Source organism: Variovorax sp. RA8, assembly GCF_901827175.1.
In the GTDB taxonomy this organism is placed as follows: Bacteria; Pseudomonadota; Gammaproteobacteria; order Burkholderiales; family Burkholderiaceae_C; genus Variovorax.
On the sequence record NZ_LR594664.1, the window covers coordinates 397354 to 417821 of the forward strand.

The 20468-nt window shown below is 64.6% G+C and carries 16 protein-coding genes; 2 read left to right on the top strand and 14 right to left on the bottom strand.

The features are described from left to right. Window position 1: 1 nt before the first annotated feature. From E5P3_RS35200 to E5P3_RS35210, 3 genes are all read right to left on the bottom strand, one after another. Window positions 2–838, bottom strand: coding sequence for a class I SAM-dependent methyltransferase (locus E5P3_RS35200; RefSeq protein WP_162590629.1), 837 nt, complete (start codon window positions 836–838; stop codon window positions 2–4). A 247-nt stretch (window positions 839–1085) separates the two neighbouring features. Then, complete coding sequence (locus tag E5P3_RS35205; protein WP_162590630.1) at window positions 1086–1322, bottom strand: hypothetical protein; 237 nt, start codon at window positions 1320–1322, stop codon at window positions 1086–1088. A gap of 50 nt (window positions 1323–1372) precedes the next feature. Next, window positions 1373–3310, bottom strand: a complete 1938-nt coding sequence (locus E5P3_RS35210) for a hypothetical protein (RefSeq protein ID WP_162590631.1) — start codon at window positions 3308–3310, stop codon at window positions 1373–1375. Window positions 3311–3892: 582 nt separating this feature from the next. Between E5P3_RS35210 and E5P3_RS35215 the strand changes: the two genes are divergently transcribed. After that, window positions 3893–5506: an SGNH/GDSL hydrolase family protein gene (locus E5P3_RS35215; protein WP_162590632.1), complete on the top strand. Its 1614-nt coding sequence runs from the start codon at window positions 3893–3895 to the stop codon at window positions 5504–5506. 217 nt (window positions 5507–5723) lie between these two features. On the opposite strand, the gene E5P3_RS35220 is transcribed toward E5P3_RS35215, so the two are convergent. The 7 genes from E5P3_RS35220 to E5P3_RS35250 all read right to left on the bottom strand — a co-directional run bounded on the left by E5P3_RS35220 (window position 5724) and on the right by E5P3_RS35250 (window position 12432). Next, a complete protein-coding gene (locus E5P3_RS35220) occupies window positions 5724–8348 on the bottom strand; it encodes a DEAD/DEAH box helicase (RefSeq protein ID WP_162590633.1) in 2625 nt (874 codons plus the stop codon). A gap of 375 nt (window positions 8349–8723) precedes the next feature. After that, entirely contained in the window at window positions 8724–9353 is a 630-nt protein-coding gene (locus E5P3_RS35225; protein WP_162590634.1) for a hypothetical protein, read from the bottom strand. After that, window positions 9350–9604 carry a DUF6884 domain-containing protein gene (locus E5P3_RS35230; RefSeq protein ID WP_162590635.1) on the bottom strand — a complete coding sequence of 85 codons (255 nt, stop codon included), beginning with the start codon at window positions 9602–9604 and terminating at the stop codon, window positions 9350–9352. Before E5P3_RS35230 ends, E5P3_RS35225 begins: the two co-directional genes overlap by 4 nt. A 4-nt stretch (window positions 9605–9608) precedes the next feature. Next, a complete protein-coding gene (gene rdgC, locus E5P3_RS35235) occupies window positions 9609–10748 on the bottom strand; it encodes a recombination-associated protein RdgC (RefSeq protein WP_162590636.1) in 1140 nt (379 codons plus the stop codon). Window positions 10749–10823: 75 nt separating this feature from the next. After that, a complete protein-coding gene (locus E5P3_RS35240; RefSeq protein ID WP_162590637.1) occupies window positions 10824–11102 on the bottom strand; it encodes a DUF4326 domain-containing protein in 279 nt (92 codons plus the stop codon). Next, the gene (locus E5P3_RS35245) at window positions 11099–11542 is read right to left on the bottom strand and encodes a hypothetical protein (protein ID WP_162590638.1); all 444 of its coding nucleotides are present in this window, start codon (window positions 11540–11542) and stop codon (window positions 11099–11101) included. Before E5P3_RS35245 ends, E5P3_RS35240 begins: the two co-directional genes overlap by 4 nt. Next, window positions 11539–12432, bottom strand: coding sequence for a hypothetical protein (locus tag E5P3_RS35250; RefSeq protein ID WP_162590639.1), 894 nt, complete (start codon window positions 12430–12432; stop codon window positions 11539–11541). Before E5P3_RS35250 ends, E5P3_RS35245 begins: the two co-directional genes overlap by 4 nt. 321 nt (window positions 12433–12753) lie before the next feature. On the opposite strand from E5P3_RS35250, the gene E5P3_RS35255 reads away from it, so the two are divergent. After that, complete coding sequence (locus E5P3_RS35255) at window positions 12754–13827, top strand: IS110 family transposase (RefSeq protein WP_232073661.1); 1074 nt, start codon at window positions 12754–12756, stop codon at window positions 13825–13827. 615 nt (window positions 13828–14442) lie between these two features. On the opposite strand, the gene E5P3_RS35260 is transcribed toward E5P3_RS35255, so the two are convergent. The 4 genes from E5P3_RS35260 to E5P3_RS35275 all read right to left on the bottom strand — a co-directional run bounded on the left by E5P3_RS35260 (window position 14443) and on the right by E5P3_RS35275 (window position 20455). Beyond that, window positions 14443–17904, bottom strand: a complete 3462-nt coding sequence (locus E5P3_RS35260; RefSeq protein WP_162590640.1) for a hypothetical protein — start codon at window positions 17902–17904, stop codon at window positions 14443–14445. A gap of 361 nt (window positions 17905–18265) precedes the next feature. Next, complete coding sequence (locus E5P3_RS35265; RefSeq protein ID WP_162590641.1) at window positions 18266–18430, bottom strand: hypothetical protein; 165 nt, start codon at window positions 18428–18430, stop codon at window positions 18266–18268. A 278-nt stretch (window positions 18431–18708) separates the two neighbouring features. Then, window positions 18709–19791, bottom strand: a complete 1083-nt coding sequence (locus tag E5P3_RS35270) for a hypothetical protein (protein ID WP_162590642.1) — start codon at window positions 19789–19791, stop codon at window positions 18709–18711. Between the two features lie 61 nt (window positions 19792–19852). Beyond that, window positions 19853–20455 (bottom strand): hypothetical protein, encoded by a 603-nt coding sequence (locus tag E5P3_RS35275; RefSeq protein ID WP_162590643.1) that lies wholly within the window; start codon window positions 20453–20455, stop codon window positions 19853–19855. Window positions 20456–20468: the final 13 nt, after the last annotated feature.

Here is a 20468-nt window from a genome sequence, read left to right on the forward strand (position 1 = left end):
CTCAGGCGGCGACGGCTTCTCGTAGTTGATATTGACCCGGCGCCGTGCGCTCGAAGGCGCTTGCATGACGCTGGAGGACCTGGCGCACCTTCGCGCGCCAGTGGGGATTCGCGGTCGGGCGCATCGCTTGGATCGAGCCGTAGATCTGCTCGAGGTCGGCGCAGCCGCCGAGGGCCCGGAGGATCTCGCGTACGACTGGGAACCAGACGCCACGGCTGTCGCGGCCGGCGGCCACCTTCTGCTTCCAGCGCCTGTCGATCGCTGCGATCTCCTGGGCTTCCCGATACAGCATGAATCCGTGCAGCCGCCGCTGGCGCTCCTTCGTGAAAGTCACGAAGCACAGGGGCAAGGACAGGCCCGGGAAAAGGTTGCGGGGGATCATCGACTGGCGGATGCTGAAGAGCGAATGGAAGCGCTCGACGCTGCTGCTGGTCTGCAGGATGTACGCAGGCAAGATGAAGCCGGCCTGGCCGCCCTCCTCCAGAATCTCGTGCGACTTGCGTAGGAACGCGGCCACCGTCTCGGACTGGAAGGGCGGATTGCCGATGACGGCCTGCACGCGCCCCAGTTCCTCGACCGAGACTTCGAGGAAATCGCCGACGATCACATGGCGCCCGGACGCGCGGCGCGCGCGATCGGCCTGGACCGGGTCGATCTCGACGCCGACGACATCCAGCGAGTCAGGCAGCGCGCACAGGAATGCGCCGTCGCCGCAGGAGGGTTCCGCGACGCGATCGCCGGGCTGGAGCCATCCGAAAGCCTCTTCGACGATGCCCTCGGCCGCCCAAGCGGGGGTAAACCACTGATGCAGTGTTTGTTGGAGAGTAGGAGCGGTCAATGGCGGAGTTCGTGAAACGTTTGTTCTCGCAGCAAAGATACGCTGCGAAGCCTCATTCGCGCTAGGACACCGCTAGATTCATTTTCATTTCTGTGCGATTCGCCTGTGCGCTCGGGCCCGTCTCCATTGGGCCCTTGCCGGCGCCGAACGGGATCATCCTAAGGCAGTGCAATTCCAGCACCATCGCCGCACCGCTTGCTCCTCAGGGCCGTACACGCAAAGGTGTTGAGCCCACGGCGTCAGGGGTTCAGATCGACAATGGATAGCGGCAGTCGAGCGCTTCAGCCTGCGCGAGGGTGAGCTTGACCATGACGGGATCGATCGTGACGACATGGCCCGAGCCGCGCAGGCGCCGGGCGACGCGCGCGGCGGCCGAGCGCGGCAGCAGACGGCACTTGTGTCCGACCTGGGTACCGAAAGTGTGGCCAGGCCGATGAATGCGGACCTGGAAGAGCTTGCGGGTCTTGTACTTGGTGGTTGTCATGCTGACCACGGTACAGGACCGACACGCAAAGCGTAAGGGACAGCGGCCGATCAGCCCATCGGGGCCGGCGCGCGTTCGTCCTCGTCCTCGTCCTTTGTCGCGAGATCGTCCTCGACACCGTCCTCCAGGAACATGTCGACACCGACCAGATCCACCAGCGCATCCTCGTCGAACAGCGCTGCCTGTGAAGCCTGCATCGAGGGCGTGACGGGCTCGGCTGCGGCCAATCCCTCGCGGCGCTGCTCTCCCATCATTTCGAGCAGGCGCTCGCGCTGCACCTCGCCGACCAGGCCCTGCCGCTGCATCCACTGGGTGCGTTGGGCAATGGCGTGCCAGCGGCCGAGGCTCGCGTGCGAGGGCGACACAATGCCCATGCTCAAGTAGGTGCTCATGGCCTGGGTACGGTCGGTCTCGTCGTTGTGGTACCGGGCTATGTACTCATCGGACATCAGCATCACGAAGTCGGCCGCGCCGTCCTCATCCACGTCGAACGCGTCCTCGGTGTCCCAGGCAGTCGTGAACTCGCCGCTGGAGATCTGCTTCGTCTCGAACCCGCAGGACTCGTGGAACATCTCGTGCGAGTGCGAGCGGATGCCGCTGGAGAGCATGCGATCGCGCTTCGGGTCGCCCGTGCGGCGATCGTCCTCCCAGGCCCGGCCGACATGGATCTTGCCGTACCTGGGCACGGGCGTACGCGGCAGCGGACCGGTGATCGGCGGATCGCTGAGGTGGCCGTCCATCACCTCGAAGAACACCTTCAGTGCGTGGAATGGCTTGTGGATGCCGTACATGCTCCACTGGGCGTCGATCGCGACGAGCTCGCGGAAGCCCATGATCGTGAAGCGCGGCGCGATGCCGGCCCGGGCCGCTGCGGCCTCTTCCCTTCGCTGCGCAGTGAGCGTATAACGAAGCAGATTCTCCAACATCGTCGGCGAATAGACGTCGGCGCCGACGGCCACATTTCCGTTCGCGTCGATAGTACGGCCCAAATAGTTCCTGCTGGTCCAGTCGTACTGCGTATTTGCGATGAAGTTGCGAAGTCTGTTCAGCGGCCGCATGAAGCCGTAGCGCTCCGGGTCCGACTCGATCATCTGCTCGGCGCTGCGATCGCTTTTCACTCGCACGCACGTCCAGCAACCACTACGCGCTCCACATCCGCGCGGTTGCTTGGCAGCGTTCTCGGTCATGCGCATGTCGCCCACCACCGCACACGAGCTGCCGCCCGCGTCGCGATAGAACTGCAGCGTCTCGGAGAAATCCGAGTAGGTTTCGATCATTCCGGCCGAGGCGTACCCCAGGTATTCGAAGACCTCGTCAGCCGTCCAGTGGATGATGGGGCTCAGCCCGAGGCGCCCTTTTGCGTTCGTCCAGATCTCCGAGGCGCTCTCGCCACGCGCGCGGATGTTCGCTTCGCGGGTGGCCGACTCATCCAGGCGCACGCCCGTCATCACGACAGGCTGGGCTGCAGTCTTGTCCTTGCGCAGTTCAGCAAAGACTTCGTCCATCAGACGATTTCCAGTGTCGACCTTCCAGTCCTTGGAGCAATCCGCCGCCCCGGTGGGGAATGAGGGCAACGCGCGACCGCCGATCACGCGCACCGGCCAGGACGTGTAGAGGCTCGGCTTGCCCACGCGGATCTCCAGCGGCAGACCATGTTCGGAAGCGAACGCGCTCATCTTGGCCAGCTCGCCGTCGGCCAGCAAGCGCACGGCAGGCGACTCAACGCCGGTGTCGGTGTGCACGACCAGCATCTGCGGTACGGGCAGACCGGCCTTGGTGCGTTCGACAGCGACGGTCAGCACCAGGCTCACCAGCACCGAGGAGTCCTTGCCCGAGCTCCAGCCCATGACCGTAGGCGAACCAGTGTCCATCAGGCCATCGATCACGCGCATGGCAGTCGCAGCCAACGAATGGAATTCCTCGATCGCGGCGATGCGCCCTTCGATCGGGGAGATCGATGGGGCTTGAACTGTGGCGGGCTGTGTCATCTCGAATCGGTCGTTGTGCCGATTCAAGATATCGAGCGAGGCTCAGATCGCGACGAAAGAATAAAGTCGCACGAACTCGCAGTTTTGTGGCTGCACTGCGAGCCGCTTCAGCTCAAAGAGCGTCCACTGGCTCGGATACCGCAGTGCGCAAGGCCCAGCGAGCCTCGGCCTGTACGACAAGATGCTCCGCCGCCGAGAGCTCCCATAGAAGTCGGTGTGCGTCGAGCCGTAGGACTGGATCAGTCGTCTCCAGGCTCCTGCGCTACCTGGAAAACTCGAGCGAAGCCTGTATGTCGCGGCGGCGCCGGGAAGATGGGGCCTTTGACAACCGAAGTAGGTCCTTGAACTTCTGACAGACCGGCCCATAATTCTTTGCGATAGAAATAGCCGGTTGCTGGCGATTTCATCATCCCGGCACCACGCGCAGCCAAGTGATGGGAGATTGCCATGCTGACTGCACTTCGTAGTACAGCCTTCGCCTTCGCGGTCGCTCTTGCACTGGGTGCGCAGGCGCAACCCGACTTGCGTCTGCCTCCTCCTCCGCCCTCGCCAGGCGAGGCCAGTCCCGGCGGAACGCCTCTCGTGACCGACCCGGCCCTCGCATCGTTCGCGAATTACACAATCTATTTGCGGGGGACGATCCCTTACTATCATGCGGATGCTCATCGCTATGACCCCGCGTACATCAATCCGCAGGGCCATAGCGTATTCTTAGACGCGCGCCTGGGTTTGAGCTTGAACTACCCACATGAAGTATCAATGCGGCGCACTGGGCCAGACAAGCCTCATCCGGTAGACATTGACGACTTTGCCGAATTCGTTGCGACACCTCCCTCGCGTTTTGAGGGAGCTGACCGAGGTCCTCCATTCATGCCTCCGGAACTGCTGGCCTATCGATGGACGGTCGAGGACGCCCGCCGACCTGAAACCTATCGCGCAACCGTTCTCAAAATGCGAGGTCAAGGCACAATCCACTACGCATCCTTCACCCTACCCAAACCAGGCCGATACAGGGTTCGACTTCAAGTGATCTTTGATGGCGGCAGACAGGGCGAAAGCGTCAACGAGTTCGAGTTTCGGGAATGGTTCTTCGTATCGTTGGGTGACTCATCTGCTTCCGGCGAGGGAAATCCAAAGCGCGCGGGACACCCCGAGCCCTGGAGTCTGGCATGCGAAGTTACGACTCAAAACCTGGCCATAGCGAATGAGCCGAACATGGCCGCGGAGCCCGAGTGGGCGGAGCCGGAGGCTCATCGCTCGTGGACCTCCGGCCCAGCTTTAGCGGCGAAAGCTCTGAACCGCGTCTTCGCCCAGACGTGGTCACCTTCTGGCTCAGAAGACTCTAAACGACTGGACTTCGACAAAGTTATCTTTGCGTCTTTTGCTCGCAGCGGCGCAAAAACCTACACCGGTTTGATCGCAAGCCAGAAGGGGGCTGGAGATTTCATCGGAGCGGGTCAGATTGAGGAGGCACGACGTACTGCCGCGGGTCGACGCATCGATGTTCTCATGATAAATATCGGCGGCAATGATGCTGGCTTCTCGGGCGTCCTTAAGGACCTCATCCTTGAGAATGCGTCTGTTTTCAGGCTGTATCAAGTTTCTGATGCTGGCGCTCGTCGGGAAGCGCGGGAAAAGATTGAGAAATTCCTGGGGGTTAACTTACCTCCCGGGCAGGAGAGCGATTTTGACGGCACGCTTAACGCGTTGCGAGGGCAGATTGAAACGTTGCGACCCAGCGGCCTTGGCGACATCTACATTACCGGGTATCCAACAGGGCTCTTTCAGTACAGACGTCCAGACAGAACAATCGGTTATCGGAGCTGTGAGATATTCAGGTCTCGCAATTTCATGAATATCAGCACGGCCGATGCGGAGGCGATCACGCAGTGGGGCCGTCTTCTTAATGAAGCCATCAAGAAAAAGGCAACCGAGTTTGGATGGCGCTACATCGATGTTGAGTCCGATTTTGAGGGCCGCGGATATTGCGCGCCAGGTCCCGACCGATACTGGGTGCACGCACAAGAAAGCTGCCGACGGCAAGGCGATTGGGACGGCACGATGCACCCCAACTGGAAAGGGCACTCGGCCTGGGGCCTTAGGTATTCTGAGGCAATCCGTCGTCACACCTTTCCATTCGGCCCGAACAGGCCAATCCTTCCCCCGCCCGAGGACGAATTAGCGCCGGTGCGGTGAGCAACTGCCACAACTGCCACCCCCCGCCCGGTTCCCGAACAATGGGTAGCCAAATACTTGGCACGATCGGCCGCTCAAAGTAAGGTCTGCCGCAGCCTCCACCATCAGTCGCTCGAAGAAGGGCCGGTGGTGCGGCGAACGGCGGGACAGGCGCTAGAGAAGAGGAGATGCATGGGGAGTTTCGCCCGGCACAGGCCGAGCGGTTGAACGAGGGGTTTCAGCTCCTGGGCGGGAACGCGCGCCGCGGAGGAAAGCCAGGGACAGCCGCCGGATCAATCTTTGCGGTTGACGCGGGCAGCGGCTCGGCCGATGAAAAGTCGAATCCCGCCCGGATGCGCTCCATCGCGCCTGGCGGCAACGGGGCCGACGCAACGGGCGCGCGACTTACGGGCGAAGGAAATCGGCCCATGACAGGAGCGAGGTTCGCCTGCGCGCGCACCTCCGGGCGGGCCGGCAGCAGACGGAATCCCAACTGCTGACCCGATGGTGCTGCAGGCGCTGGGCGCACCTGTGCGCCTGGGCGCGCTTGGGAAGCCGGCTGAGTGGGCCGCCGGACTGGCGCCGCAGCCTTGAAGGATCCTGGAGGCGTACGGCCCTTGCCCTGCAAGGCCGGTTCATCTCGTACGACCGGGCTCACCAGACTCTCGCCTGCGGCCACTGCCTGGCGCAGCTTCTCGACTTCCCCTCGCACCCGTCGCATCAGCACATCCGCCTCGTTTGCGTCCTCGACATCCGCCGCGCCAGGTTCGCCCGCCGCCGCCGTCGCGGTCGCAATGCCCAGGAAATCCGCCGGAGCGATTTTGGTCAGCCGGAACACGCCCTGCGAGGAACCCGTCTGGCTGTCGTCCACGTACGAGCCGAAGCCTCGCTGCTTCATGTCGATCTCCGCCAAGCGGAACCCGTTGGTGGTCAGCTTGCAGGCCATGAGGCGCTCGAGGGCCGCATCCTCCAGAGCGTCGATCGACTCGACCATCATGAAGAAGTCCGCCGCGCCGCCGTTGCGGACCAAGCGTCCGCGCAGCTGGTGCAGCTGGGACAGGCCGAGCCGGTCCGCATCGCGGATGACGACCAGGCCGATGTCGGGAATGTCGATACCCGTTTCCACGACCACCGAGGCCACGGCCAGCGGTTTCTCCAGGCTCGTGATCTGCTGGATCGCCACGTCCTTCTCGCCGTCGGAGAGGAGGCCGTGGAGGGCCACGACCTTTCCGGGAAAGGCCTGCTCGAAGGTCGCCGCCGCATCCACGACGCCCTGCGCTGTGCGGGTGGTGTCTTCCGTGGCCGCGCCCAGATCGAGCTGCGCGCCCTCCTTCGAGGCCTTGGCCTTCCTGGTGACCTCCGCGCTGTCCACGCGCGGGTAGATGACCAGCACGCGCCGGCCGGCCGCGATCGTCTCGCGAATCGCCCGCGTCACGGCGCCGCGGCTGCGCACGTCGACGATGTGGCTCGTGATCGAACGCTCCACCGGCGCCTGGCGCAGCGTGAAGACCTGCATGCCGTCGAAGAACACGGTTGCGAGGGAACGCGGGATGGGCGTGGCCGTCGCCTCGATGACGTGCGTCGCTGGCCCGACGAGCGCGCCGCGCGTCTGCACCGAGAGTTTGTGCTGCTCGTCCATCACCAGCACGTTGGGAACGATTCCCGCCTTGGCGCACGCGCTGGTCAGGCCGCTGGTACCGACCAGGATGTGGTCCCTGTTCTGGATCTTCCTGCCAGCCTCGACCCGCTCGACGCCGCGGATCTCGCCCGCGAAGCGCCGCAGGATCTGCTTGGCGATCTGGTTGGCCAGGATGATGGTGGGCGCCATGATGACCACGCTAGCGCCGTTCTGATGAGCCACGATGGCGGGCAGCAGGAAGGTGAGCGTCTTGCCGGTACCGACGTCGCCCGGAATGAGGCCGTTCATGGGCACGGGCGAACGAAGCGCTCTGGCAATCCCGAGGATCGCGGCGCGCTGATCGTCCGTGAGCGTCTCGGCCTGCATGGCCGCCAGGTCGAGCACCTGCTGGTCCGGCACGATAAGCGGCGCGTCCCGGTGGGGCTGACGCTTGCTCTGGGTGCGTGCGGCGGTCCGGATCGACGCCGCATCGATGCGCTGCGCGAGCTGGAGAGCCCGCTCGCCAGCAGCGACCGACACCGGCCTATGCAGGGCGACCAGGAGTTCACGCAGGGTCGAGAAGACAGGCACGCCCTCGGCGAGATCAGCCAGGTCGTACTGCACGCAAGCGAGCACGCCCGCCTCGTCCAGCTGCATGGCCGCGACGATGTGGCGCTCGCATTTCAGGTAGGCGGCTTCCTTGTCCAGCACCGCGTAGACGGCGCTGGTGACAGCCTCGCCCGTCACGCGCCCTGGCATGCCCAGGTAGCGCGCCCAGATGCCGCCGATCGCACCGCTGTGCGGCTGGTCCGCGCCGGGCTCGACGTACAGGTTCCCTCCGAAGCGCTTGACGGTGCCAAGGAAGTGCACCTTCGAGCCGACTTCAGTCGAGCGCCAGCCCCACGGCGCGAAGCTATTCAGGTAGGCGACGCGGCCGGTGTCGTCCGCGACCTCAATCTGCAGGCGACCGATATTCCTCCAGAACGGGTACTGCTTCTCCTGCAGCTCCGCCATGGAAGTGATCACCCGCCCACCCCAGGACGCCGGCGACTTGTCCTTGTTGACCGCCTTGACGCGATCGGTTAGCACAAGGCTCAGGAGGTGGGACGTCTCTCCCGTCTGGTCCGCCTCGTCCAGATCAGAGATCGAGCTCGTGCAGTCGACATAGGCAGCCGGCACGCACAGGAGCGCCAGGTCCCGGTCGGAGAGCTTGAGGCGAGACAGAGAGGTCGGGGAGGAGGCCATGGTCGGGCCACTGAATGCGGCCGTTCTTTGTTCTTCCGTGGAAGGATATCGGCACAGGCCACACTTTCGCAAGGGCGGTGATTAGCGAATCGTCTACCGTGGTCGGAGCCAAGGCCATCGACCGATCTCGAGCGGCAGCCCCGTGCCATTGGTGCGGTTCGGAGACGGGCTTCAGCGGCGGGCGAGTCGCCGGTGCGTTCTGCATCTCAGCGCTCGCGGCCCTTCTTGACAGGCCTTGCGGCCAGCATTTGCCATTGCTGGGAGCGGATTCTGCAACCGAGTGCGCACGACAACAAGGATCTGCGAGGCGAACGTGCATCGAAGCAACCCAATCATGGGGGAGCTGCAGAGTGGCGCGGCGCGAGGTGGCCGCGCTCAGTTCATCGCGAGCCGCTCGGCCTCGTACTCTTCGTCCCGAGGAATTAGGGAGCCCATTGGTTCGTCAGCCACGTCATGGAGTTTGGCCAGGAGCGCCAGCCCGGGCTGCCGGACATCGTCCAGGTCAACGCCCAGAGGCGCGCACGCCGGCGCCTCAGGGGCCCGCACGAGCATGCCAGCGCCGACCCACGCACCGCGGGGGCGCGGCTCTCGCGGCTTGCCGCTGGCGAGGGGCGGCCGTTCGTCCTCGAATTCGACGCTCGCGGTAGGGCCAGACGGCCCCACGAACAGCTGCTCGACCCGGCCGAAGCGCGAGCCCGCTTTCCCCGAAGCCATCAGTCCCGTCGTGCGCACCCGGTCACCAACACGCAGTCCCCAGGCTTCATGCAGCAAGGGTGTGCCATTGGAGTGATAGCCGGCATGGACGACCGGCAGGGACGACGGGTCGCGAGCGAAGCTGCCGATCTGAGAGCGCTGCAGGCCGATCCCACCACTGACCTCGGAGATCTGCAGGCCGTCGGCGAGCTTGCCTGCTCGCATCAGCTCGCCAACCATTCGCCGCATCAGGTAGCGGTAGAGCCCGCCCCCGGCAAGCAGGATACGGGTGGCATCCTGCGGCCACTTCACCGACTCGATGAACTGGTCGAGGTCGAACTCCAGCTCGCGCGCACGGGCCGGAACTTGTCGTACGGCGCAACGACCTGGCTGCCGGAGAGGAACCCGTGCAGCGCCGAGAGGACCACAATGTCCGCATGCACCCCTTCGGGAGAATTGGCCCGCAGGGACTGCCACATCACCCCCTGGTACAGGTCCCGGGCCGGGGCTGGGCAGTCGAGCTTTGCACGCGAGCAGGGCATCAGAATGAGCGGTTTCGCCATCGTCTCAGGCCGCCTTCAGAAGCTGGCGCGAACCGTCTTCGGCCATCGGCGAAACCACCTGGCGCGCCTGCATGGTTTCCAGCAGGCCGGCCGCTCGGTTGTATCCAATCTTGAGGTGGCGCTGCAGCAGCGAGATGCTCGGCTTTTGCGTCTCACGCACGAGGCGAAGCGCTGGCTCGTACAACTCGTCGTGGCCGACGGCCTCAGCGGCCGCAGCATTGGGCGTGGCCGTGCCGATGGCGCCTCCCCCCATCGTCATCTCACCGCCGAGGGCCTCCACCAGATCAGCGATCAGGCCCGAGAGCTCGCCCGTCGAAATCGCGATGTCCGCGTCGAAATCGTCCGCCTTGGGACCGGTCTTCTCGTCCACGCCCTCCAGGAACTTGACCTTGCGAAGAGCGAATCCTTCCGTGAGCTCGAACGACACGCGGTCGTCCCAGGTCAGCGCCAGGCGCGTGGGCCGCTTGCCGGCGGCGATGTGCCCGCGCACCTCCTCGATGTCCAGCGGATGCTTCGCGTAGCGCACCACGGCCTTCGATTCGTCGGTCGCGCGCAGTTCAACCTCCCGATCGACCGTGAAGCCCTGCGGCGGCTCATGCTCGGACAGCCACAGGGCCATCGCTGACGACGGCTCGGTCTGGGTGTTGAGCAAGGTGAAAGCGAAGCCCTCCACCGCCTTCACCAGTGCCGTGACGACGTCATCGCCGCGGGACATGCTGGCGGTATCCATCACCATCAGGCCCTTGGCCGGATCGATCCAGATATTGATCGCGCCAAGCTTCGTGAAGGCCAGCGGCAGCATCTCGTGCAGCACGTTTTCCTTGATCTCCTTCTTCTCCTTCTTGCCTGGCTTGCGGCCCGTGGTCTCTTCGACCTGCTTGCACCGCTCTTCGACCTTGCGCTTCACAGCGGAGGCCGGTACCGAGCGTGTCTCGACCATGAAGCGGGCGATCCACTGGCCACCAACGGATTCCAGCATCGGCCCATGCTCCTCGCCGCGAGGCGGCACCCAACCGGATGAGGACTCCTGTGTCGGTCCGCAGGGGATGAAGGCCAGCTTCTGCAGGGCCTCGTTGAGCATGTCCAAGGTATGCAGGGCGGGGTCGACGGTGACCCGGTAGATGGTTGCGTTGGAGAAGATCATGGGGATTCCTGGGGAGTTGAGAAACGAAGCGCCTGGACCGCAGACCAGGCGCGCAGGGTTGGGGAGAATCGAGCGCTATGCGTTGGCGATCCGCAGGAGGACGTCGGCATGGCACGCCTCGGGAGCGCACCAACACACCAGGTCCTTTCCACGCAATTCGGCCTTGGCAGCTGCGACCAGCGCGGGGTTATCCAGAAGCCAGGCCTCGAAGCGGGCGACCACGGCGGCGCGGTCGCCATGCCGGCCGATCACGAAGGGATTGCCGAAGCGACTCGGGCGCCCGACGTACACAGCGCCTGATGGCACGCCGGCGCGCTTGCTCAGGACGCGGGGAGACACCGCCGGCGCGTTCACTCTGCGGGCTCCCGCACGAACACGTAGCCGTCCTTCTTGCCGTTGAAGCGGTCGCTGCGGGCCTTCGACGTGCGGCCGGTGGCCCTGTTCCTGATCGAGATGTCGCGCACGACCGCGACACGGTTGCGCGGGAAGAGATGCTTGCGGGGCTCGCCGATCGCAACCACCTCGACAAGCGGGGCAGCGGGGAACCGCGGGTCCCCGGGCGCCCAGATCTGGCGCCAATCTGCGCCCCCCTGCGCCGGCTGGTCTATGACGTAAGCGTGGCCCGCCACGGCCGAGACCTCGAAGTGCTTCGCCGCCGCAATCTTGGGATCGCGCACGGGGGCCTCCTGCAGCACGTGCATGGCCGCGAACAAGCCCTTCTGGTCGTGGAAGTCGCGCATCACGGTCGGAAGATGGCGGCCCGCTTCGAGCCAGGCCTCCAGATCCTTGCTCATCGCGACACCTCGTCCGGCACGGGCCACACGGCACCCGAGATCAGGACCGCAAGGGCCTCCAGCTGCGCGAAGGTCAGGCTCACGCCACGCACCGCGCGCATCGGCGGCGGTGAGTAGCTCACAGCGCCGCAGTGCTCGGCCATCTGGGCCAGTTCCGCGCGCACCACGTCCGGCAGGTTCAACGCAGCGGCGCTCGCCAGGGGCTCGGTCTTGCGGGTGCGCCATTCGACTTCGAACGAGCGAAGGACTTCGGCCGGGATCAGCTCACGCATGCGCGCCAGGCGCTGCACCGCACGCTCGTAGGACTCACGGTAGTGCGAGGCGTCGCGGCCTTGCGCCACGCGCGTCAGAACACCATGGAGGTACGCGATCCGGTCGGCCTTGTCTTCGAAGCCGTTGCCGCGGACCAGGTCCTCGACGAAGCTCAGCGCTTCGAGGTCCTCCTGCGACACAACGGCCGGGTCCGCATCCGATTGCGCCCGCGACGCCGGCCCTTCCAGGCAATCAGCGATGGCGCTCAGCAGATCGGCCAGGGCTCGGTTCGCATGGATGCCGACCTTCGGATCGTGTTCGCGTGCCGAGGCGACGTCCTCGCGCAGCCACTCGGCGGCCTCGGCACGAATGGCCGGGTCTGCGTCTGCGATGGCCTTGGCGAGGCGGATGACCCCGGCGCTCGGGCTGGGGCTGTCGACCGAGTGCTTGGCATCGCTCCGCGCCGCCTGCAGATCCGCATACATGCGCTCGATCACGTCGGCCGCGATCTCGGCCTCGGCCCGCGTCGGACGGTTAGTGCGCAGCGCGTGGGGAAGCATCGCGACGTTCGTGGAGACACGCCCGTTCAGGACTGTCATGATGGGCGCGCTGAGGTCGCGCTCGGATTTCTGGAGCATTGCGAGAACCTCCCGGTTGTTCGATTGGTGGCAAGCTGCATCGCTATTGCCCTTGTTGATCGACGCGTCGTCGCAAAGTCCCGCCTGGCAGTAGACGCACTGGACCATCGGGCAACGCGCGGGGCTGCTGGGAAAGTCGGTGCGCTGGACGCGCTGCCCATTGAAGGCGCGCGTACCGCGGAGAGATGGTATGGACGCCTTCCTCTTTTCAACCGCGGCGCCGCAATCGAACCGAACTCCAGGGGTGGGACCTCGCGTCGAACGGCATCGAGTGCCAAAGTAGAGGGTCCTATCCACCCACTTTGAGACGGAGGTCCCGGCATGAATGCTACGACTTACGGTGTCGACATTGCAAAGCATGTGTTCCAGGTGCACTGGATCGAGCCACAAACGGGCGAGATCAGGCGCAGGAAGCTCTCGCGCGGCAAATTCACCGACTTCTTCGCCCAGCGCCAACCCGGGCGCATTGCCATGGAAGCGTGCAGCGGCTCGCATCACTGGGGCCGCACGCTCGCCGCACTGGGCCATCAGGTCGAGCTGCTGCCGGCGCGCCGGGTCCAGAGCTTCGTGGTCGGCAACAAGGACGATGCGGCCGATGCCCGAGCGATCTATGTCGCTGCCCACCAAAGCCATCTCCGCCGGGTGCCCGTCAAGAGCGTCGAGCAGCAGGCGCTGCAGGCCGCGCACCGCGTGCGATCGCAGTGGATGAGCACGCGCAAGGCGCTCATCAACAACCTTCGCGGGCTGCTCAACGAGTTCGGTGTGATCCTGCCCAAGGGCAAGGAGGCCGGGCTCAAGGCGCTTGCCTCGCAACGCTCGCACGTCGACGCCCAGATTCCCCCCTTGATGGCCCGATTGGCGGATCTCCAACTGGCAGCGCTGCGCCAGATCAACGAAGTCATCGAGGCGATCGAACACGAACTGCAGGCGGTGCAGAAGACTTCGCCTGTGGCGCAGCAACTGCGCGAGGTGCCCGGTATCGGGCTGCTCAGCGCCACGGCCCTGACGGCCACCCTGGGCGATGGAACGGGCTGGCGCAACGCGCGCCAGTTCGCCTGCTGCATGGGCCTGACGCCGGCTCACGCGGGCACGGGCGGCAAGGTGCGCGTGGGATCGATCAGCAAGAAGGGCGATCCCTACATCCGTACCCTGCTCGTGAGCGGGGCGAACTCGCTGCTCAACTGCGCCAAGAAGGATCCGTGGCTTCAGGCCCTGCTGCAGCGACGTCCTCGCAACGTGGTAGTCGTCGCGCTGGCCAACAAGCTGGCGCGAACGGCCTGGGCGTTGGTGGCCAACGCCAGGCGCTACGACCCGGCGTGGCGCTCGGTGCCACCGCAACGGCCCCAGCCAACGACCGACCGTGACCGCCAAGGGCCCGTCATGGTCAACGCATAACGCGACCTGCACGGTCGCAACGAGTGTGTGCGAGTGAAGTGAAGAAGTGATGGCAAAGCGGTCGGGCCGCGGGTCGGTAAAGCTGTTCCGATGCTTGGACAAGCTCGTGCGCGAAGTCCTTGAACGAGATAAGCCCCGACCCTGCGAATCACCATAGGAGGCCAGCAAAGCCAGGAGTCTGAAAGCCGCTTTGCAACGAAAAGGCCGGATATAAGCAAGCAGTCAATCCGCCACGTCCGAACTTCGAATCAGCACTTGCCTCACGGAAGGCGTCCATATAAGCTCGTGCGCGAAGTCCTTGAACGAGATAAGCCCCGACCCTGCGAATCACCATAGGAGGCCAGCAAAGCCAGGAGTCTGAAAGCCGCTTTGCAACGAAAAGGCCGGATATAAGCAAGCAGTCAATCCGCCACGTCCGAACTTCGAATCAGCACTTGCCTCACGGAAGGCGTCCATATAAGTCAATCCGCCACGTCCGAACTTCGAATCAGCACTTGCCTCACGGAAGGCGTCCATATAAGCATCGGAGGTCATGCATTCAAAATAGCAGTCGCCAAGCGAATCGCGCAAGGCAACCGCTGATGCTGACCGTCGAACAGCTACGCGATCCCTCGATCAGCCTCGGGGCGCCTCCGCTGCCGCCTCGAGTTCCTCCTCGTGCTCGCCGTGCTCCGAAGTCTCTTCCACAAGGCTTTCTGGTGCCTTCGGAGCCATCCGCGCGCCTGCCTCGCTCAGCGAGCCGCTCATATGCAGCTTTGAGTTGATGTAGATGAACTTCTCCGGGTCCGTGTAGTGGCTGCGTGGACGGATGATCCGGAAGTACGAGCTCACGCCACCATTGGCGATCTCGATGCCGCCCTCGACTGCGCCCCGCACTTCCTCAGCGATTGGCGACTTCCTGGAGACGACTATCGTGTCGGCGATGGCTTCGGCCATCGGATCGTCGATGCCTCGGTAAGGCTCCTGTTTGACGACCTTTCCATTGACGACGAGCGTTTGTGCGACTGGCGGCTCGCTTGACTGGGGCACAGGCTTGCGCGGCAGCTTGATAAGCGCACAGCTCACGGGATTGCCCACCTGCAACTCGACGACCACGTGGCCGTGAGGAAGTTCTGGGTCGGGCTGGCGAGCGTCGGCCCATTCCTGCGGCGTGTAGCGGCTACCAGCGGGAAGGTCGCTGTTCGGCCAGACGTCCGCGGAAGGGTAGCTGGCGGGCACCCCGTCGTCGCTGTACTGCGGCGCCTCGAAGAGCTTCGCGAAGTCCTTGGATTGGCCGTTGCCGATGGCCGCACCGGGCGAAAGCCGGGCTGGCGAGCCAAACCCCAGGTGCTTCGACGGCAGCGCGGCCGGCCTGCGCAACGCGAAGCCCGCAGGGGGCGCGGCCGGTGAGGCCGCACGTGCTTGCGCGCCACTTGCTGCAGGCGGTGCGGGGCGGCTGAAGCCAAACCCTCGGCTTGGCGCCGCGGCGGCTTGCCCCGGCTTCGTCCCGCGAGCGAAGGTCAGGCCCGCCGGCGGCCGCGAGGCGGCGACTTGGGGAGCGATCACCGCAGGAACGGCTGCCGGCGGCGGTCCTGCCGCAGGCGCGTCGCCGTCCGCGAAGGAATCAAGGTAGCCGTCGTCGAGATCTGGCATGCCGGCCCGCTCCGAGGCCTCGGCAGGGTCACCGCTCCACGAATCGAGAAGATCCGGAGGGATCACGCTCGTGGCGATCGGCGTGGCGGCAGCCGGCCCGGACGAGGCGAGTGGCAATGCTGGTGGTGCAGCAGAAGCGGCGACCGAAGGATCGTTCGCACTCGCAGGCAAGGCCTCCCTCGCCTGGGCCTTGCGAGCCTTTTCCAGCAGAGCACGCTTGGACAACTTCCCCGCTCCGCCGGCGACGGCGGGCGCTTCGACTGGGCTCTTGGATGGCGTGTTCATGGTGGCCGGAGAATCCTTGTTGGGCGGATTGTCCCGCAGCAACCTACTCTCGCGGGATATTCTTTCGATCACGGTTTTCGCGTGTGGGAACGCGAGCGGAGGGCCGCCGTCGTCGCCTCCTCCTCCGCCTCCTCGGGCAGCTGGCGCGTGCGGCTCCAGCCTGGTTGGCTCGCCGTGCATCTCGAATGGGGCCTGGGGCTCCATCCCGATGCTCCGGTCGGCGCCGGCGATCCGGTCGAGGACCTCGGGCACACCGGTGCCTTTCCTGGCGTGTCGCATCAGGCGCTCCAGCTGCGCTTCCATATTGCGCACGCCCTTCTCGCGCTTCGCCCGCGCTTCCTCAATGACGGCAGCCGCGTTTCGCGCCATCTCATCCTGAAAGGCCGCATTCTTCGCATCGAACCAGGCCTGAACATCTTCCGGGCTTCCGTCGCCGACGTAGCCGTTCTTGCGCATTCCAGCGAAAAGCCGATCGTGATTGCGCTTCTCGGCGCTACGCCTTCGCTCCTCGCGCTGCTCTGGCGTGAGGTCTGCCAGCTTGCGATAGGCCCGAGGTGGTGCGGTGCCCGCCTTTCGCGCTTCCTTGATCGCCGCCGCGTTGTCGTGCCTACGAAGGAACGCCCGCACGGTCTGCACTTCCTGGCCGATCTTGGATGCGATCCATGAAGCTACCTTGCGCTCGGGGACCGAGGTGTCTCCAGCATCGCGCGCTGCAGCCAGCTCGCCGCGAACGCGCAGGGCCTCGACCTGCCAGGCGCTGCGGGCTTCGCGGCGCTGCGCCCGACCCTCGACCTTGCGATCAGCTCTTGCGCGCTTTTCGTTCTCGTCGATGAGCGTGCGCAGGTGAGTCATCTCCTCGCTGGTGATCCCCAGGACATTGATCAAGTAATCGTTCGAGGGCGTGTAGCGAGGATCCCACTCGCCTCCTGCAAACCGCACGCGGTGCCCAGCTTCGCTCGCCTTGATGCGGTTGATCAGCGTGTTCAGTGATCCGTTCTGCTGCGGGTGGAGGAAACCACGTGGCCCTTGCAGCCCGACGCCATCGAAGGCTTGAACCAGGTCGGTGACTTCGTCGTACACGTTCCGCGAGTTGATCACCCCCCCTTGGGCAAAGAACGTCACGAGCCAAAATAGAAAGAGGTCCCGACTTCCTTCGGGAATGCCCTTTGAGCCACTGGCACGGCATCGCATGAGCGCCAGATCTCGCAGATCTAGGGCCCTGGCGAGCGACAAGGACATGTCAAATCGCCCGTTCTTTCCAAGCTTCCCCGAGTTGGCCAGCATGTCGAGGCGCCGATCCGTGAAAGAGGTCAGGCTGTTGACATCGCCGTGGTAGCCGGCAGGCAGGGTGAAGTTCGGTACAAAAATGCTGCCGGCCCGATGACCGACCTTCGCGCCCGCCTTCTGGATCGCAATCGTCGTCAGCTCGTCGAACAAGCTGACTGCCTGGTTCAGGGTGTCGAAGGAGTGACGCTTGCCGCTATCCCAAACCACGCGTACCAGCCCGCTTTCGCTGTCGCCGTCCGCGCTCGACACCTTGCCATTGACGGTGTTCACCACCCGCAGGACTCGCGCGGCGTCGATCGCCTTGACGTCGGCACCGAGATCGATGAACAGCTGGGACAGCATCCGCTGAACCCTCTTCCATTCCTTCATCTCGGTGTCAGGAACAGGCTTGTCGAGAAGCCACTTCAAATAGAGACCGCGACCCGAGGAGACGATGTGGCTTGGATGGGGTACCCCCGCGAAGTGCGCGCGAGCTAGAAGCTGCTCCACGAACTCGTCCGTCGGGACGATGTCCTGCGCATAGCAGTCCAGATCGACCCAGCACAGCTGCATGCTCTTGACGTTCCAGGAGCGCCGGGATGTATCGCTCGCGAACAAGCCATTGCTCACATAGAAGTCCCGGTAGCGCAGACGTTCGGCCGTGGAGATGACCGTCGGCAGCACGGACACGTGGTACATGGTCTGGCGGCGCTTCGCACCTGCTCCCATGTTCAGCACGGCCAGATATCCGAGTCGGGACAGCTCGTGCAGGCTCAGACCCTGCACGCCATAGGAGCGCTCTGCCTCATGCACGCCGCCCACCCGCACCAACGACAGCGCCGGCCCGGTCGCCTCGTCCAGGTCATCATCAAATAGAACACCGTTCTCTTGCACTGCTCGCACGCAAACGAACGAGCGCCGGCGGCCCTGAAAGGCCGGTCTTCGAGAATGCCGGGCCTCTCAGGCCCGCGCCCTGCTGTAGACTTACTTTTCTACTACTTGGTAGAAGTCTGGCCTAAGTCTGGCCTAAGTCGCAGCGGATGCCACCGCTGATGACTCAGTCAAGAGCCGATCTGGACGGAAAAAGTCGCCGTGGGGAAGTGTCGCGTTGACACTTGGTTGAAGTCTCTACCATAATTGCGCCAAGTTAAGCCCTTTGGTGTTTCTCACACTCTTGGTGGCGCTGATTTTTGGTTGGTAGAGACTTCTCTTCTTTCCCCTGATCCGCACCGCTACTGATACTGAGAGGCTGCCTCTAGGCATCTTCCTCGGTACCGAGGCAACGGCTGGATTTGGCGATTCTTCTTTTTTCGTCCAGATCGACCGGTGATTTGGTCACCAGCGGCGAGCATTCTGGATTCATCCGGTGCTCGCTTTTTTTTGCCCTTCTGTTTTCTGGCTCGCCTGACAGCAGGCGCACATACGACTCCGTACGCACCGGGGCGGGGGGCCGAAGCCACTTGCACGCCTGGTGCTGCAGGCCCGGCTCAACACGCTCTCGCGGGGGCCGATACCCATTGAAATCTCTACCTTTGGGTCGCCCCGAAGGGCTCTCCCTTGCGCGTAATTCTCTATCGAAGCGCTCATTCTCCGCAAGGTTTTCAGAGGTTTTTGCATTCGCGGAAGTTACCCGTCGCGGCGCCAACAAGCGATGACTATGTCGGAGCGACCACGGGCGTATTCCAGCGTATTCCGGTTTCAGCGCGGGACGTCGACCGTCGAGCTATCGTCTTCGAGCAGCGGGCCGGCCACGACGTACGGCTGGCCATTCACCATCACGTCGCTGGCGCTGATCGCGGTGCGGACCATGAGGGATTCCGGCACCAGCGCCTGCACCTTCACCGCGTTCTCGGCGCTATCGGCCACGACCGTGAACAGCTCGATGTGGTTGTAGCTCACCGTGTCGCCTTCCTGGCGGCCGCCACAGGCGCTCGCAAAGGCCTCCATCCCCACCGCTGCATCAGCCGCCTCGCCGGCCGCTGCGGTCACCACAGGGGATCCTGCAACGGCTTGGGGCACGCCAGAGAGTTCGCGGTCGTAGTCGTCGTAGTCGTCGTAGTCGTCACTGGAGACCATCATGAAGCGCAGCTCCTTCGGCTCGGCCACCTGGACCGTGAACAACTCGCCGCCAGTGCGCGCGATCTGGGCGACCGTCTCCCGAGCGATCCGCGCTTCATTGTTGAGCGCGAACTTCACCATCGAGTTGGCCATGGCTCCAGCCTGGTCGTACAGCTGCTGCCAACGGGCACCGCTCAGGTTGGCAAGCGTCGCCTTGAACGCTGCGGCCAGCTCGCTCGGGACCGAGACCGTGATGGTCTCAGGGATGCCGCCCATCTGCTCGAGCATCTCGCTGTGCTCGCTCTCGCCAGCAGCGCCGCCCGGCACGGCGCCGTCGATCAGCTCCAGCAGGTAGATGGACTTGAGCAGCGGGTCGGTGCGGAACTTGTCGCCTTCCATGCGTCCGAAGACGCCGCCGAACACCTGGCCCTGGCGGCCGCCGATCGGCAGCATGATCGTGATCTCTTCGGTGGCCACGGCGGGCACCAGGCTGGCATCACCAGCTGCGCCGGCGTCGGCCTGCACGGGCTGCACGGCTTGGGCAACGGCGGCGGTTTCCTGAACGGGTGCAGTGCTGGTCATGGTTGGCTGCGCAACAGGTGCGGCCGCGACCGGTGCTGCAGCGGGCGAAGCGGCGGGGGTCGCGGTCGATGCCGGTGCGACGGCGGGGGCTGCGGCGCGCGGCGCGAAGCCGAAGCGGAGGGTGGGCGGGGTGGTCGTCATGGTGCTGTCGCTCCTAGGTGAACGGCTCAAGTGATGCCGTGTTGCTGATGGAAAACTGTGATCAGGCGCGGGGCGCCCGGGCGGACTCGCGAGAGTCGGGTGACGGGGATGGGGCCGCTGCATGCGCGCGGATCTGCTCTCCGATGGCTTGGACGTCAGGCGTCGCGTAGAGCTGGTTCACGAGGCCTCCATCGGGAAGCGAAACGAATTGCGCTTCAACCTCGCCGCTGAGGACGTCCGTGTGGACGAGTAGCCGGGGAAGGCCGTTCAGGATCTCGACCATGACCAGCATTTGCGGCACGCCATTGAGCTGCTCGTCGCTCAGGCCGGCAGGCCGGATCTCGAGGAGCCCGCGGTCAGGGTCCATGGTCATCGTGTAGGTGGGCTCGGCCTCGACTGGCTCGGTGGTGCCGTCTTCGACGTCCCACCGCTGGAGAGTGCGCCGGATCGGTTCCTTGGCCTCCTGTTCGAGCCTGGCGATCTGTTCCCGCTGGCTGCGCAGCTCCTGGAACATAGCCAGCATCAGGTTGTCGCCATCAGAGGACATGTCGCGCCAAGGCTGGCCGTAGCGCTGCGCGGTGAAGGTGAAGCGGCCGTTCTTGTGGCCGAGCTCCACGGTGTACTTGCCGCCGTCGAGCGTGATCGAGTCAAATGTTTCGCTCAAGGAAAAACCGGCT

Excerpts from the sequence above, each read along its gene's own strand:
- E5P3_RS35205 (WP_162590630.1), bottom strand. The coding sequence starts at position 1,322 with ATGACAACCACCAAGTACAAGACCCGCAAGCTCTTCCAGGTCCGCATT.
- E5P3_RS35250 (WP_162590639.1), bottom strand. The coding sequence starts at position 12,432 with ATGCTCCAGAAATCCGAGCGCGACCTCAGCGCGCCCATCATGACAGTC.
- E5P3_RS35255 (WP_232073661.1), top strand. The coding sequence starts at position 12,754 with ATGAATGCTACGACTTACGGTGTCGACATTGCAAAGCATGTGTTCCAG.
- E5P3_RS35230 (WP_162590635.1), bottom strand. The coding sequence starts at position 9,604 with ATGGCGAAACCGCTCATTCTGATGCCCTGCTCGCGTGCAAAGCTCGAC.
- E5P3_RS35270 (WP_162590642.1), bottom strand. The coding sequence starts at position 19,791 with ATGACGACCACCCCGCCCACCCTCCGCTTCGGCTTCGCGCCGCGCGCC.
- rdgC (WP_162590636.1), bottom strand. The coding sequence starts at position 10,748 with ATGATCTTCTCCAACGCAACCATCTACCGGGTCACCGTCGACCCCGCC.
- E5P3_RS35245 (WP_162590638.1), bottom strand. The coding sequence starts at position 11,542 with ATGAGCAAGGATCTGGAGGCCTGGCTCGAAGCGGGCCGCCATCTTCCG.
- E5P3_RS35210 (WP_162590631.1), bottom strand. The coding sequence starts at position 3,310 with ATGACACAGCCCGCCACAGTTCAAGCCCCATCGATCTCCCCGATCGAA.
- E5P3_RS35220 (WP_162590633.1), bottom strand. The coding sequence starts at position 8,348 with ATGGCCTCCTCCCCGACCTCTCTGTCTCGCCTCAAGCTCTCCGACCGG.